Genomic DNA, 1586 nt, shown 5'->3' with positions numbered 1-1586 from the left:
TCAGGCTGTTGATAAACCCCTGGTTTTTGCCGGGGGTTTGTTTTTGAAGGACCGCTCAGGCGCGGCGGCGCCGCGTGTGGAAATTGGAGTCCAGATGGGTCATCAGGCGGCGATGGCGTCGTAGCGGCCTGGATGCAGGCGCCAACGCGACCCTAGGGCGCGTAAAAGCCGCGCCAGCAGCAGCGCGATCTTCTTCATATTCTGGGCCGTCGCGGCCAACAGACACTGTTCGAGCACCTTAGCCAATCCGCGCATGCGGGCGTAGCGATGCCCATGTAGCTGCTTGGCATCGGCGAAGCTGCGCTCAACCGTCTCTTTGCGCCGGGCGTAGACGCGCTTGCCCCATTCGGTGAGCCGGCGCGCATTAACCGCCTCTTTGGCCAATTCCCAGACGTGGCGTACCACGATCTTCGTGTGGTTGGCGCTGTGGGTACAGCGCTCGCGCGACTCGCAGCCCGCGCACTGCACGGGATCGGAGTGATACTGCCGGTAGCCTTGCCGATTGGTCGTACGGTAAACCAGCTGCTGGCCTGCCGGGCACCGATACGTGTCACTGGCTGCGTCGTAGATGTACTGGCGCTTGTAGAAATACCCCGCCCGGTGGTTCGGCGTGCGGTAGCCCATCACCCCGGCAATCTCGCGCTGTTCCAACCCGTGGCAGACCTGTGGCGTAAAGTACCCCGCGTCCAACCCCACCATGTCCGGCGCAAAGCCGAAGCGCTCACACTGCCTGTCCAGCCGCTTCAAGTACGGCTGGCTGTCGTGTACGTTGGCCGGTGTCACGTGCGTATCGGTGATGATCGCGTGCTTGCTATCGACTGTGCGGTGATCTAGATAGAAAAACCCTTTAGGCTTGTCGTCGCGCACCATGTACCCGCTATCCGGATCGGTGCGGCTGACCTTAATCTCTTTGCTCGGCCCCGAGTCGCCCGCATCCTCATCACTACCCTTACGTGCCTTTAGGGGCTTTTTGCCCGAGGCTTGGCGATCCGCATCAATCGCCGCCTCCAGCTCAGCCAGGTACGCGGCAGGAGCCTGCTCGACCTTCACCACATCGAATTTCTGCTTATTCGCATTGGCCTTCAGATGCGTGCTGTCGGTGTACAGCACCCGACCTTCGACCATACCTCTGCCCATCGCCTGCAGCACGATCTCGTCGAATATCTCTTGATAGATACCGCTATCGGCAAAGCGGCGACGGCGATTCTGGCTGAGCGTGGACGCATCTGGCACCTTGTCCGTCAGCCTGAGCCCAAGGAACCATCGATACGCCACGTTGACCTGCACCTCGCGCATCAGTTGTCGCTCGCTGCGAATGCCGAACAGGTACCCCAGCAGCAGCAACTTGAACAACAGCACCGGGTCCAGCGCCGGGCGCCCGTTGTCTGCGCAGTACAGGTGGGCCACGCGCTCTCGGATGAACTCCAAGTCGATTGCCGCGGCAATCTTACGCACCAAGTGATCGGCCGGAACCAGCGATTCCAGCGTCACCATCTCCAGCTCGTGCTGGTAAGCAGTCGGGGCTTTTAACATCCCTCTATTATGAACAAACCCTCCGTTTTACGGGAGGGTTTGTCAGCAGACTG

General features: G+C 60.7%; 1 protein-coding gene. It reads right to left on the bottom strand.

The window, feature by feature from the left end; translation table 11 throughout:
* Positions 1-102 precede the first annotated feature (102 nt).
* Positions 103-1533: an IS1182 family transposase gene (locus GOQ25_RS18100; RefSeq protein ID WP_160351879.1), complete on the bottom strand. Its 1431-nt coding sequence runs from the start codon at positions 1531-1533 to the stop codon at positions 103-105.
* Positions 1534-1586: the final 53 nt, after the last annotated feature.

The organism is Bordetella sp. 15P40C-2 (genome assembly GCF_009763235.1).
In the GTDB taxonomy this organism is placed as follows: Bacteria; Pseudomonadota; Gammaproteobacteria; order Burkholderiales; family Burkholderiaceae_B; genus Bordetella_A.
Note: the sequence above shows the minus strand (reverse complement) of the source record. Positions and strands in the feature narration are given on the sequence as shown.